General features: G+C 58.4%; 11 protein-coding genes. 5 read left to right on the top strand and 6 right to left on the bottom strand.

Going from position 1 to position 12,627, the window contains the following annotated elements; genetic code table 11:
- Positions 1 to 6 precede the first annotated feature (6 nt).
- Complete coding sequence (locus AY555_RS05930) at positions 7 to 2,202, bottom strand: sensor histidine kinase (RefSeq protein WP_066134677.1); 2,196 nt, start codon at positions 2,200 to 2,202, stop codon at positions 7 to 9.
- Positions 2,203 to 2,435: 233 nt separating this feature from the next.
- Here AY555_RS05930 and AY555_RS05920 point away from each other — a divergent pair, with 233 nt between their 5' ends.
- Positions 2,436 to 4,061, top strand: a complete 1,626-nt coding sequence (locus AY555_RS05920; RefSeq protein WP_066134671.1) for an ABC transporter substrate-binding protein — start codon at positions 2,436 to 2,438, stop codon at positions 4,059 to 4,061.
- Here AY555_RS05920 and AY555_RS05915 read toward each other — a convergent pair.
- Positions 4,042 to 4,638: a hypothetical protein gene (locus AY555_RS05915; protein WP_066134669.1), complete on the bottom strand. Its 597-nt coding sequence runs from the start codon at positions 4,636 to 4,638 to the stop codon at positions 4,042 to 4,044. The genes AY555_RS05920 and AY555_RS05915 overlap by 20 nt on opposite strands.
- Positions 4,639 to 4,722: 84 nt before the next feature.
- Positions 4,723 to 5,607: a DnaJ C-terminal domain-containing protein gene (locus AY555_RS05910; RefSeq protein WP_066134666.1), complete on the bottom strand. Its 885-nt coding sequence runs from the start codon at positions 5,605 to 5,607 to the stop codon at positions 4,723 to 4,725.
- A 220-nt stretch (positions 5,608 to 5,827) separates the two neighbouring features.
- Between AY555_RS05910 and pdxH the strand changes: the two genes are divergently transcribed.
- From pdxH to aroC, 4 genes are all read left to right on the top strand, one after another.
- Entirely contained in the window at positions 5,828 to 6,430 is a 603-nt protein-coding gene (gene pdxH / locus AY555_RS05905) for a pyridoxamine 5'-phosphate oxidase (protein WP_066134663.1), read from the top strand.
- Between the two features lie 208 nt (positions 6,431 to 6,638).
- Positions 6,639 to 7,583 (top strand): cation diffusion facilitator family transporter, encoded by a 945-nt coding sequence (locus AY555_RS05900; RefSeq protein ID WP_066134660.1) that lies wholly within the window; start codon positions 6,639 to 6,641, stop codon positions 7,581 to 7,583.
- A 143-nt stretch (positions 7,584 to 7,726) separates the two neighbouring features.
- Positions 7,727 to 8,563, top strand: a complete 837-nt coding sequence (gene fabI, locus AY555_RS05895; protein ID WP_066134658.1) for an enoyl-ACP reductase FabI — start codon at positions 7,727 to 7,729, stop codon at positions 8,561 to 8,563.
- A 5-nt stretch (positions 8,564 to 8,568) separates the two neighbouring features.
- Complete coding sequence (gene aroC, locus AY555_RS05890) at positions 8,569 to 9,657, top strand: chorismate synthase (RefSeq protein ID WP_066134655.1); 1,089 nt, start codon at positions 8,569 to 8,571, stop codon at positions 9,655 to 9,657.
- 40 nt (positions 9,658 to 9,697) lie between these two features.
- Here the strand turns inward: aroC and mltG are convergent, their stop codons facing one another.
- The 3 genes from mltG to AY555_RS05875 all read right to left on the bottom strand — a co-directional run bounded on the left by mltG (position 9,698) and on the right by AY555_RS05875 (position 12,415).
- Positions 9,698 to 10,705, bottom strand: a complete 1,008-nt coding sequence (gene mltG / locus AY555_RS05885) for an endolytic transglycosylase MltG (RefSeq protein WP_245176890.1) — start codon at positions 10,703 to 10,705, stop codon at positions 9,698 to 9,700.
- 102 nt (positions 10,706 to 10,807) lie between these two features.
- Entirely contained in the window at positions 10,808 to 12,067 is a 1,260-nt protein-coding gene (gene fabF / locus AY555_RS05880; RefSeq protein ID WP_066134648.1) for a beta-ketoacyl-ACP synthase II, read from the bottom strand.
- A 111-nt stretch (positions 12,068 to 12,178) separates the two neighbouring features.
- On the bottom strand, positions 12,179 to 12,415 hold the full coding sequence (locus AY555_RS05875; protein ID WP_066134645.1) for an acyl carrier protein: 237 nt from the start codon (positions 12,413 to 12,415) through the stop codon (positions 12,179 to 12,181).
- Positions 12,416 to 12,627 lie beyond the last annotated feature (212 nt).

Raw genomic sequence — 12,627 nt, 5'->3', positions numbered from 1 at the left:
TACCTCTTACAACACCTTCTGCGGCTCAAGGGCAGAAACCGGATCGTGCAGCGGAAGGGTAAAATGGACGGCACTGTCCTGCCCATCTGGCTCCAGACCACCGGACGGATCAATCCACAAGCGGCCACCATAGTTTTCAACGATACGGCGGCATAGCGACAGCCCGATACCACCGGCTGTCACCACAGGGCGGGTGTCATCGCCATGCGGAACCATATCATGATGCGTACTGATCGGCGCAGTATGCCCGTTATAGGCAACAACACATTCACAAAAATCCCCAGCCTGCAAAACACGGATCACAATTTTCAGCGTCTGCTGCGGATCTTGGCTGTCGAGAATATGAAACAGCACATTACGGAATAACCCGGCCACAGGCTCGGGATGTGCAGCAACCGACGGCAAGCGACCATCAACGGACAGGACAGCCCCACACTCCTCAAGAACCGGTCCAAGCCCCCTAGAAACCCGGGCAACCACATCCCACAGGGGTACGGGCTCGCAGGCGCCGCCACAGTCGATCCGAGAATAGTCGAGAAGCTCTGTAATCATGCGCTCCATGCGCCGCCCGCCTTCAACAACACGCCCCATGTCGCGGCGGAATGACTCATCAAGCAGATCACCGGCCCTGTGGCCAATCTGCTGCAGGCCATTGACCATCGCACGCAAAGGATCCTGCAAGTCATGAGCAATGCTGTGAGCAAACTGTTCCAGTTCGCGGTTTGAACGTTCCAGATCATCGATCAACAAACGCAAGCGATTCTCATAATGCTTGCGATCCGTAATGTCTGCCAAGCCAACCAAGGCAATGGCACGACCATCCAGCATACCGGTACGGGCAGATACTAAGGCCCAGAATGGTGGCGCGGCAACACGACGGAACTGCATGTCCAGACGCTCCACCGCATCATTGTTGCGTAAACGGGACAACACATCCGAGACCGCTTCGTGACTGATCCACAAATCCTCGGCCATCACACCGGATAACCCATCGCACCGGATCCCGAACAGGTCGGCAGCAGCCGCATTGACACGGGAAACAAGACCAGACGTCAGGTCAACCAGCATGAAAGGGGCGGGCGAAATATCCAGAAGATATTCCAGCTGCTGTCGACCACGTAGGGCATTCTGCTCGCTGTCCTTCAAATTCCCCAAGGCACAGGACAAACGTTGAACCGCCTCGCCAATCACCTGGAACTCTTTCAGTAATGCCGGTTCCTGCGCAGGAAGGGAATCGCCGCTGTAAATCGCATCTAGGGCTTCACGGGCACGAACAGCCGGACGCACAACATGCCGTAACAACAAAAGCCCGCCCACAAGGATCAGAACCAAGGATCCGCACACCAAGACAGAGCCCATGATAATGCCCTGCCATCCAGCCTCGACAATTGCCGCAGCACTGTTCCGCACCGTGTTAGCAGCTGTCCTAGATAGATTTGCCGTCATATGCTCTAGCGACACACGCGTCTGGCTGGCCTCCTTGTCCGCCTGAACCAAGACCGCCAGCTGTTCGCGGCGCAGATCAACCACCGACAGGATATCCTGCAGCAGACTGTTGGCAATTTCAGGACATTCCAGACATGGAGAAGACCCTTTGTAGAGAGCAAGCAAACGGTTGCGGGTGGCAGAAATATGAACCTGAAGAGCTTGCAGCCGGTCAATGTCCTGTTCGGCCTCCACACGGGCCAACAACGACTGCAGTTCCAACATGATCTGTGACCAGAGAGCATTGACAGGGCGGACAGGAATGATGACTTCATCCAACCGCACCTGAATACCAGACCGTTGCGCCGCCAATGTATCGGCCAAGTCACGTAGATAGGCACTGCGCCGAATAGCAGACAGCGCTGTATCCAGAGAAGCCATACTGTCCATACCGGCAAGGGGAGCAAAGCGGACAGCCGTCTTTTCGGCAGACATCAAAGCGGTATCACGACGGGCAGGATCATTAGTTCCCAGAACCACTTCAGCTGTTCTGGCCAGTTCTGCAGCCAAGACAGCCAATGTCTGTTGCCCCAGAACTTCCGGAATAATACGCCCCTCTGTTTCTTCGGCCAAGGATATGGTGCGGCTGAAGGCCAGAAGAATGGCCAGCGACGCACCCGCAACCGTCACTAGCATCATAATGCTGGCAACCATAACAACGGAACGAAGGCTCATCCCCTTCAGGGGGAAGGCAGGCGAAGCCGAAGACGGGAACATGTCACACCCTGCTTACGGGGTACAGCCAGACCCCGAGTATCCTGTCAACAAACAGGCCCGGAACAGACTTGAATTGTTGCACTTTATCAGCTTCTTGACCATCCTTCCACAGTCCATACCGCAACAGCCACATGGAGTTTGAAAACGCTGTCGGGTCCCCGGATCCATCATTGACACAAGCCTCGGCATGCAACACCAACGGCCATAATGATCGCGTCAGGAACAGGTGCACAATGACACAACAGCCCGAGAACCTGCGGAACACGATAGGGAAGAAAGGAGCCATCCTTGCGGTGATGGTCTTGGTCTTGGTCTTGGCAAGCCACGGCGTGGCGTATGCACGCAACTTGTCGGAAAAAACCCTGCGCATTGCCTTGGCTTCTGAAATCATATCGGCAGACCCGCACCGCCATGTCTACATGCCAGATATCCTGCTGCTTTCACACATCTACGATACTCTGATCATACGCGATCAGGATGGACGCCTAGCTCCGTCCTTGGCCGTGAAGTGGACACAGCCAACACCGAATACATGGGACTTCACTCTCAGGAAAGACGCCGGGTTTCACGATGGGGCACCCTTGCGGGCGCAGGACGTGGTATCATCCATCCAACGGGCCCGGTCAGTGCGCGACAGCCCAGTGTCTTTCGGCGATTACCTGTCTGCCATTGCACGGACAGAGATCTTGTCACCCCATGTCCTGCGCATTCACACCACCGACCCCATTCCGGATCTGCCATACCGGCTGAGCATTCTGAAGATCATTCCGACCAAGGCCGTCATGGCCAGCCGGGCTGACTTTGACCAACTGCTGCAGAAAACAGGAAGCGGACCCTATCGGCTCCAGAAATTCGACCGCCAGAAACAAGAAGTCATCCTGCGGGCTTCCAGCAATTACCATGGACCGCCACCACAATGGGATACCGTTATCCTGCGCGTCATACCCGATGATGCCCTTCGGGTTACCGCCCTGATTGCCGGGCATATTGATATTATCGAACAACTTCCCCCTGCTGATGCAAGCCGTCTGGTCCGTAATCCCGCCTATACGGTTACCAGCCTGAAACCCGACCAACTCCTGTTTCTGGCCCCTGATACCCGCAAGCGCCACAGCCCGTTTGTCCTGAAAACCGGAAACCGAAGCACCAATAAGAACCCGATGCATGACCCACGGGTTCGACGAGCCATTTCACTGGCAATTGACCGACAGGCTTTGACAGAAGACAGCCTGTGCGGCTTTGCAGAACCAACCGACAGCCCCCTGTCCTCTTCCGTGCATCCGACACACCTTCGGTCAGAGCCAGAGCAAGCCAGGGAGCTCCTGCGCGAGGCTGGCTGGGAAGGCGGCTTCACGGTCAGCCTGCATATGCCGGAAGACCGCTATGTATCCGCGCTCGAAATTGCCAATACTGTGGCCCTGCAACTGAGCCGGATCGGGGTAACGGTTGTCATAGAACCTGTCGAACCGGAACTGTTTTACCGATCTGCCGGAAATGGGGACTATTCATTGATGCTGCTGGGAATAGCCTTGGATATGCGGACTCCCATGCATCCTGCCTCGTCGCTTCTCGGCAGTACACAAAAGATGAACCGGACAGGGTGGCAGAATCCACGCATGGACAGGCTTCTGGCTGCGGCTGCAGAAATGGAGAATGCTGGAGAAAAAAGCACGCGACTGGCAGAGATACAGGTCATTCTTGATACAGAGGCACCCGTTATCCCCCTGTATCGACAAATCCCGCTCTATGCCATGCGCGCGCACCTGACCATGAACAACACCCAACGGGAAGGCAACTTGGCCGACAAGATCACACCGTCACCACTAGGATCACGTACAGTCAGTGACGCGGGGCATTGATCTGCGACAAGATCATCCGGCGCACCTCGGATACAGACCCCAACACATCTTGGGCCCGCACCATGAGATCCGCCAACTTCGGCGTTGTCGTTTTGCCGGGAGACCCGACGCCACGTGCCACCTCGGCATACAGCTCATCCAGCTGGCTACCCGGGTCCTTGATCTGCGAGGCGTCCTCGTCCAAGGCCTTGTACAGCAGAACCACCGACATGGCCGCCGTTGCCCGGCTGGTCAAGGTAGACAGGTCACGGGTCAGCCCGATACGGGCTTCCGGCGGCAAGGAAGCGCTTTCTTTTTTCTGCTGGTCCGAATCGGTGATCCAAGACCGGGTATCTTCCAGAAGCCCCAGAAGGTCATGGAAGACTCCGTCAACAAAGGCGGATTCATTCTGTCGTTCTGCGCTCAAGGTCTCTCTCCGGGAAACAAGCCCCAGGCACAAGGCCGGAATGCAGGGATCATCACACAGAGGCAGGGCGCCGACAATCATCCCGGCACAGACCGGAATACCGGCGCAGCACCAAAGCAGACCGCCATCATGCCCAAGAGCCAGATAAAACAAGAGGCTGGGAGCCAACATTCACGACACAGACCAACAACACCCTAGAGGGTAGGACTGAAAACGTCGTTTCTGCACAGACACCAAGCCGTACAGGACCCGATTCTATAACCCCTGCGCAGCGCCGGCATTTTGCAGAAAGTCCTTCAGCACCGGGTCAGACGGGTCTTCCAGCACAATCATCAACCGGCAAATCTGGTCACCGCGCCCACTTCCGGAACCGGAACGGACAATCCCCTTCCCCTTCAGACGCAACTGGGTTCCTGTGTTGGAGCCGGGCGGAATCATAAGCTGCACAAGCCCATCAACCGTCGGCACCGTCACGCGCGCACCCAAAACAGCCTGGGACAGGGATACCGGAATATCGGCCAGCACGTTCAGACCATCACGACGGAACAGAGGATGATCCTGCACGGTCACCTCCACCAAGGCATCACCAGGCTGACCATCGCCGGTTCCCGGCAGCCCCATGTCTTTCAAACGCAAAACAGCGCCTGTCTCGCAGCCTGCGGGAACCTTCACATCCAGCGCCCTGCCCGAAGCCAAGGTGATACGCCTGACCCCGCCAAGAGCCGCTTCCTCGAACGTTACAGACAGCGTATAACGCACATCGGATCCGGGCCGCGATGCACCACGGTGCTGATAACCGGTCCTGCGCAACAGATCGGCAAACAGGTCATCATCAGAGGCTCCAACGTCCTCATGCCCGTATCCCCATGGCGACCGTCCAGCTGTCCCCCTGGCATGACGGAAAGAAGAGACCCGCTCGCTGCCATCAGCGTTGATCTCGCCCCGGTCAAAACGCGCACGGCGCCGTGGATCCGACAACAGGTCATAGGCCGCCGTAACATCGCGGAAACGCTCCCCGGCCCCGTCATCGCAAGGGTTGCAATCGGGGTGCACCGTGCGGGCCAAGGCACGGTATGCCTTCTTGATCTCGGCACTCGTTGCCGTTCGGGGTACCCCCAAAACAACATAGGGATCCTGCATGCAGCATCACTCCGTGAAACCGGAAAGCGGCAGATCCGTCACAGTCTGCCCATACACGCTCAACCCTTATAGTGGGAGCAGGCTGACAGAACCGCAAGCCCTGCACAAGAACCCGGATAATACAAAACCATCCACTGCATACATCCTGTTTTTCTGGGAACCAGACACAACAGGCGTTATGGTGGGGACCAGCAGCATGCCCAGCAGGATTGCCTCCACTATGAGCAGCATCTCCCTTGACGAGAACGCCGACCCCATCGTCCAGTTCGGCCAGTGGCTGAAAGCCGCGGAAGTATCTGAACCCAACGACCCGAATGCCATGAACCTGGCCACGTGCAATGCACAGGGGTACCCGTCCTCGCGCATGGTGCTGCTCAAGTCTTTCGATCACCAAGGTTTTGTGTTCTACACCAACCGGGAAAGCCACAAGGGTACAGACCTGCTGGAAAACCCCCGCGCAGCCCTGTGCCTACACTGGAAATCCCTACGGGCACAAATCCGCGTGGAAGGGCGCGTGGAAACCGTCAGCGAGGCCGAAGCCGATGCCTATTTCGCCTCCCGTCCGCGGGATTCGCGGATCGGGGCCTGGGCCTCTTCACAGTCTCGCCCACTTGGCAGCCGTTTCGAGCTGGAAAAACGCATCACGACATATGGCCTCAAATTCGGCTTCGGAGACATACCCCGCCCCCCCTACTGGTCAGGGTTCCGGGTTGTGCCGGCGCAGATTGAATTCTGGCGCGACCGCCCTTTCCGCCTGCACGACCGCATCGTGTACACAGCCGAAACCGACGGAACCTGGACAACCAAACGCCTGTATCCGTAGCCAATCTGCTGTGCCTGCAACCAACCTCTCTTGGCGGGCCTTCGCCTACATGATAGGACTGGGGCCATAGCAAAACCCCGTAGACTTACGGATCTGTTGCGGCCTACTCCCCGGCAATACGCCACAGCAGATCGGTACCGCTCCCTTGGCTGTCGATGGAAGAGCTGTTTCCATCCACACCAGACACAATGCTACCCATGGGAACACCATGACAGACAATGCAGAACACCCGGCATCCCCCACCTCCGTCAGCCCGGAGCAGGCCGCACGCCTGATGCGCGGTGTGACTGCCCTGGCGACCGGGATGGCGGTTCTGATGGTTGCCATCAAGTTTGCCGCTTGGTGGATGTCGGGTTCGGTCGCCCTGCTGTCCAGCCTGATCGATTCGGGCCTAGACTTTGCCGCATCTCTGATCACCATGCTGGCCGTCCGCAAATCCCTTGTGCCGCCGGATGCCGATCACCGCTTCGGTCACGGCAAGGCTGAACCCCTGGCAGCCCTGGCCCAGTCTGTGTTTGTCGGTATATCGGCTGTCCTGCTGAGCATAGAGGCCGTATCGCGCGTGATCACCCCTGAACCTGTACAGCATGAAACAACCGGCATTGCCGTCATGCTGGTCTGTATTGTCCTGACCCTGGGCCTTGTCGCCGCACAGAAACGGGTTGTACGGCTGACCGGGTCGGTTGCCGTATCGGCCGACAGCCTGCACTACTCCGGGGATTTGATGATCAATCTGGGGGTCATTGTCGCCCTGCTGGCATCCTCACAGATAGGCTGGACGTGGGCTGATCCCCTGTGCGCGCTGATCGTGGCCGGCGTTCTGGTCTACAGCATAGTCCGCATTACGGCCCATGCCTTGGACAACCTGATGGACCGGGAACTGCCCGATGCCGACCGCGAACGGATCCTAGCCCTGGCCGCGCGCGATCCACGGGTCATTGATGCCCATGACCTGAGAACCCGGCGTTCCGGGCTCCAGACCTTTATCCTGCTGCACCTGACCCTGCCACGGGACATGACCCTGGGCAGCGCCCACGATATCTGCGAAGCCGTGGCAACATCCATACGCCAGGCCTACCCGGGGTCCGAGGTCACCATTCACCAAGACCCCGGCGGACTGATTGAAGAGCGCCTGGATGACCGGATCCGCTAGGGCACCGGTACCAATACTCCAGCGCAACCAATTCTGCCGTACACCATGCAGGTCCTTTGACGTCCACAACAACTGGTGTAGGATGCCGCCCTTCTGCCTGCTGGCAGAGCCGCTTGTTGTCTCACCGCTGCTAAGAGGTCCTGATGAATGTTCCCGCGCCGCTGATGGCCAATAAAAAAGGCCTGGTCATGGGCGTTGCCAACGACCGCTCCATTGCTTGGGGGATCGCCCGCGCCTGTGCAGCCCACGGGGCTGAACTTGCCTTTACCTTTCAGGGGGAAGCCCTAGAGAAACGTGTGCGCCCCCTGGCCGCCGGAGTTGGCAGTTCCTTGGTTCTGCCCTGCGATGTTACCAATGCCGACAGCCTGGAAGCCTGCTTTTCCACCCTTGAAAAGGAATGGGGGCAACTGGACTTTGTCATCCACGCCATCGCCTTTTCCGACAAGGAAGAGCTGAAAGGCCCCTATTACAACACCAGCCTGGACAATTTCCTGAACTGTATGCACGTCTCGGTCTATTCCTTTACCGAGGTGGCCCGGCGCGCCCGCCCGCTGATGAAAAACGGTGGTTCCCTGCTGACGTTGTCCTATTACGGTGCCGAACAGGTGATGCCGCACTACAACGTCATGGGCGTGGCCAAGGCTGCCCTGGAAGCCAGCGTCCGCTATCTTGCCGTTGACCTAGGCGGCGAAAAGATCCGCGTCAACGCCATATCCGCCGGCCCGATCAAGACCTTGGCCGCCAGCGGCATCGGTGATTTCCGCCTGATCCTGCGCTGGAATGAACTGAATGCCCCGCTGCGAACGAATGTTTCGATTGACGATGTCGGTCATTCCGGCCTGTACCTGCTGTCCGACCTGTCCTCGGGCGTGACCGGAGAAATCCATCATGTCGATGCAGGCTATCACACGGTTGGCATGCTCAACCCGGCCAGCGCCGGCGATCTGTCAGACCTGCTCGGCCAGTTCCGGAAGGACTGAGACACGTGGCCGGCAACAGCTTTGGAACCATGTTCCGGTTCACGACATTCGGTGAAAGCCATGGGCCGGCCTTGGGATGTGTGGTGGATGGCGTTCCCCCCCGCATCCCCCTGTCCGAAGAGGACATCCAGACATGGATGGACCAGCGGAAACCCGGCACAAGCCGCTTTGTGACCCAGCGGCGGGAGCCTGATACAGTCAAGATCCTGTCCGGGGTGTTCGATGGGCAGACGACCGGAACGCCGATCGGGCTTCTGGTGGAGAATGTCGACCAGCGCTCCCGGGATTATGGGGACATCGCCAACCAGTTCCGCCCCGGGCATGCTGACCTGACTTACCAGCTGAAGTATGGCATCAGGGATTATCGCGGTGGTGGGCGTTCATCGGCACGTGAAACGGCAATGCGGGTGGCTGCCGGTGCCATTGCCCGCAAGGTTCTGGACCACCTTGTCCCCCACGGGATTTCCATACGCGGTGCCATGGTGCAAATGGGCCCTCACCGGATTGACCGCAACCGCTGGAACTGGAACACGGTGGGGCAAAACCCCTTCTTCTGTCCCGATGCCGTTGCCGCAGCGGAATGGGAAGGCAGGCTGGAAGAGGTCCGCAAGGCGGGTTCATCCTGCGGTGCCATTATCGAGGTCATTGCCGAGAACGTTCCGGCCGGGCTGGGGGAACCCGTCTATGACAAGCTGGATGCCGACCTGGCCCGGGCCATGATGTCCATCAACGCGGTCAAAGGGGTGGAAATCGGCGACGGCTTCGCGGCAGCAGCCCTGTCCGGGGAAGACAATGCCGACGAAATGCGGCAGACCGACAAGGGGGGTATCGCATTCCTGTCCAATCATGCCGGTGGTATTCTGGGCGGCATTTCCAGTGGTCAACCTATTGTCGTGCGCCTAGCCGTCAAGCCGACATCCTCTATCCTGACCCCCAGACGCAGCGTGGATCACGACGGACAGGACATCACCATCCGCACGACCGGGCGGCATGACCCCTGCGTCGGCATTCGCGCCGTTCCCGTGGCTGAAGCCATGGTAGCCGTCACGTTGGCCGATCACCTGCTGCGTCATCATGGGCAGTGTGGTTGGTGAACGACCGGGGCATGGAACAGCAAGGATACTGGCCCGTCGGCTAGCGGGCATCGGCCCTTTCCTTGCCCCGACTGATCTTGCGCCAGCGGGCAACGTTACGGTTATGCTCGTCCAAGGTCTCGGCAAAGACATGCCCGCCCGTACCGTCAGCAACAAAGTACAGGTCCTTTGTCTGTGCCGGTGCCAGAACAGCTGCAATGGACTCCCGCCCCGGGTTGGCAATGGGGCCAACCGGAAGCCCCGGACGGGTATAGGTATTCCACGGGTGATCCTGCTCCAGATCCTTGCGCAGCAGTGCCCTGTCCAAGCTGCCATCATCCGGGCTGAGACCATAGATAACCGTTGGATCAGACTGAAGAGGCATCCCCAGACGCAACCGATTGATAAAAACCGCGGCAACCCGTGGGCGTTCGCCGGGAACAGCGGTTTCCTTCTCGACAACAGACGCCAGGATCAACGCCTGCCGCCGGTCCTGCAGCGGAAGTCCCTCTACCCGCTGTGACCACAACGCCTCAAGGGTATCATCCATCGCCCCCATCATACGGCGCACCACCGCATCGCGGCTGTCCCCACGCATAATCTGCCATGTTTCCGGCAACAGGGTGCCTTCTCCCGGAGAAACCGTCAGCTCTCCATCAAGAACAGCCATATCGCGCACACGACTAAGCACTTCTGCGGTCGTCAAGCCCTCCGGAATGGTTAAAGGATAACGAACCATACCCGTTCCGGCAGCCAGCTGATCAAGAACAGCCGCCATCGATGCTCCCGCAGGAATGGCATATTCGCCGGCCTTCAGCGATGCACTGCGCCCGTCGATCCGGGCTGACAGCAGGAAGATCTCGGTATCCAGACGCCCGGGCAATAGCCCTGCCCCATGCAGACGTTCCGCGATGCCAGCCAAACCCGATCCACGCGGAATCAGGACCACAACATCCTGCTCATGCAATCCCGGCTCTCCATAACGCTGGTGAACCCGGAAAGCAAAGATGCCCGCACAGACCACCAACACACCGGCACACAGAAAGAATAATTTCCCCAGAAACCGCACGACACCCATCCCGAAAGCCCAACCAACCCTATACCAGAATCAAAGAACCGCCGCAGCCCATGCCCGGCGGTTCCTTCTTGTCAATAACCGGAAAACCCCGGATCAAACTGCCCCGATCACCAAGGAGGCGTTGGTCCCGCCAAACCCGAAGGAGTTTGACATCGCCACCTTGATCGAACGTTGCTTGGCCTGATTGGGCACCAGATCAACATCACACCCATCCAGCGGATCATTCAGATTCAATGTCGGCGGACACACCTGATCCTGCAAGGCCTTGACAGTATAAATTGCCTCAACAGCACCGGCAGCACCCAACAAGTGACCGATAGAGGATTTGGTCGACGACATGGACAAGGCCCGTGCCTGTTCACCAAACAGACGTTTCACCGCCCCCAGCTCGATTTCATCGCCCAGCGGGGTTGATGTACCATGGGCATTGATATAATCCACACCCGAGACATCCAAGCGGGCATCCCGCAACGCGTTGCGCATGGCGCGGAACGCACCGTTTCCATCCTCGGCCGGAGCCGTAATGTGGTGGGCATCACCGGACATCCCGTATCCCAGAACCTCGGCATAAATCTTCGCACCGCGCCGGCGGGCATGCTCATACTCTTCCAGAACCAGAACCCCGGCCCCTTCACCCATGACAAAGCCATCACGCCCCTTGTCCCAAGGCCGGGATGCCGTTTCCGGCGTATCATTGTAACCCGTGGACAAGGCCCTAGCAGAGGCAAATCCGGCAATCCCCAAACGGCAGACAGCTGCCTCGGCACCACCAGCAACCATGACATCGGCATCACCGTACTTGATAATACGCGACGCATCACCAATAGCATGGGCACCGGTTGAACAGGCCGTCACCACGGCATGGTTCGGTCCCCTGAATCCATAACGGATCGACACATGCCCGGAGACCAGGTTGATAAGGGAAGACGGAATAAAGAACGGGCTGATCTTGCGCGGGCCGTTGTTGGCAAGGGTCAGGGTCGATTCCGAAATGCTCGGCAATCCACCGATACCGGACCCGATAATAACACCGGTCCGCTCGCGCTCTTCCTCGTCGGAAGGCATCCACCCGGAATCTTCGACAGCTTCGATCGCAGCCGCAAGCCCGTAGACGATAAAGTCATCCATACGGCGCCGTTCTTTGGCTGCGGCTATCGCATCGGGGTCGAAGCGCCACGGATGACTGTCCTCTACCGGCACCTGGCCGGCAATGCGGGCCGGCAAATCGCCAACGTCAAAACGCTCGATAGGCCGAACACCCGACACGCCCTTCAGAATCTGCTCCCAGTTTCCCCGGACACCGCTACCCAGCGGGGTAACCATACCCAGCCCGGTAATGACCACTCGCCTCATCACACACTGTTTCCGTTATTGTTCCTGAGAAACGGTAACAAATCCGCAGGCTCCGGGTATGGCCCCACACCGTGGAAACCACCCCAAAGCCGGCAGACTTGTGCCGTAAAATCAGGCCGCGTTGGCCTCGATGAAGGAAATAGCATCCTTCACGGTCTGGATTTTTTCGGCTGCATCATCAGGGATTTCGACGCCGAATTCTTCCTCGAATGCCATGACCAGCTCGACGGTATCCAAGCTGTCGGCACCCAGATCGTTGATGAAGCTGGCGGTTTCGGTCACCTTTTCGGCCTCTACGCTCAGCTGTTCGATCACAATCTTCTTCACGCGCTCGGCGACGTTGCTCATTCGTCTGTTCCTCGGTTTCAGTTTTTGGCCGCTTCGGGAACACAGGATCCGAAGCTGGCCCGATTTGAACTTAATAACGCATCCGGTCAAGTAAAATCCGGGCACCAGCCCCGATCTTCGTCACCAGATCCGGCTGCAAGCGTTCTGACCTAACACAGGACAGAACACAATACCAGACCCGCAGAACACCAATACAGCGCCCTGACGGGAAT

The sequence above is a fragment of the Haematospirillum jordaniae genome (assembly GCF_001611975.1).
Lineage (GTDB): Bacteria > Pseudomonadota > Alphaproteobacteria > Rhodospirillales > Rhodospirillaceae > Haematospirillum > Haematospirillum jordaniae.
Note: the sequence above shows the minus strand (reverse complement) of the source record. Positions and strands in the feature narration are given on the sequence as shown.

Bases quoted from the DNA above. Each gene is read 5' to 3' on its own strand.
- AY555_RS05930 (WP_066134677.1), bottom strand. From the start codon at position 2,202: ATGTTCCCGTCTTCGGCTTCGCCTGCCTTCCCCCTGAAGGGGATGAGC.
- AY555_RS05920 (WP_066134671.1), top strand. From the start codon at position 2,436: ATGACACAACAGCCCGAGAACCTGCGGAACACGATAGGGAAGAAAGGA.
- AY555_RS05915 (WP_066134669.1), bottom strand. From the start codon at position 4,638: ATGTTGGCTCCCAGCCTCTTGTTTTATCTGGCTCTTGGGCATGATGGC.
- AY555_RS05910 (WP_066134666.1), bottom strand. From the start codon at position 5,607: ATGCAGGATCCCTATGTTGTTTTGGGGGTACCCCGAACGGCAACGAGT.
- pdxH (WP_066134663.1), top strand. From the start codon at position 5,828: ATGAGCAGCATCTCCCTTGACGAGAACGCCGACCCCATCGTCCAGTTC.
- AY555_RS05900 (WP_066134660.1), top strand. From the start codon at position 6,639: ATGACAGACAATGCAGAACACCCGGCATCCCCCACCTCCGTCAGCCCG.
- fabI (WP_066134658.1), top strand. From the start codon at position 7,727: ATGAATGTTCCCGCGCCGCTGATGGCCAATAAAAAAGGCCTGGTCATG.
- fabF (WP_066134648.1), bottom strand. From the start codon at position 12,067: ATGAGGCGAGTGGTCATTACCGGGCTGGGTATGGTTACCCCGCTGGGT.
- AY555_RS05875 (WP_066134645.1), bottom strand. From the start codon at position 12,415: ATGAGCAACGTCGCCGAGCGCGTGAAGAAGATTGTGATCGAACAGCTG.